Source organism: Klebsiella sp. K47 (genome assembly GCF_051858335.1).
Classification (GTDB): Bacteria; Pseudomonadota; Gammaproteobacteria; order Enterobacterales; family Enterobacteriaceae; genus Klebsiella; species Klebsiella pneumoniae.
This window is the reverse complement of record NZ_JBPYUI010000594.1, coordinates 1-210: the sequence shown is the minus strand read 5'-3', so window position 1 is coordinate 210 and position 210 is coordinate 1. Positions and strand designations below refer to the sequence as shown.

1 protein-coding gene is annotated in these 210 nt (G+C 71.4%); it reads left to right on the top strand.

From position 1 onward, the window contains the following. On the top strand, positions 1-210 hold a 210-nt coding region (locus RRF55_RS29360; RefSeq protein WP_439419508.1), incomplete at both ends, for a TSUP family transporter.

The following is a 210-nucleotide window of genomic DNA, read 5'->3' as shown; positions in this document are numbered from 1 at the left end:
AAGACCGCCTCGCTGATCCAGGGCCCGCACCTGCAGAAGATCATCGGCGTGTTCGCCCTGCTGGTGGCCGTGCAGATGGCCCTGGACCTCAAGCCCAAGGCCAGCCGCGGCGTACCCGGCAAGCTTGGCCTGACCGCCGCCGGCGGCGTGGTGGGCTGGGCCTCGGCGATCTTCGGCATCGGCGGCGGCTCGCTCACCGTGCCCTTCCTG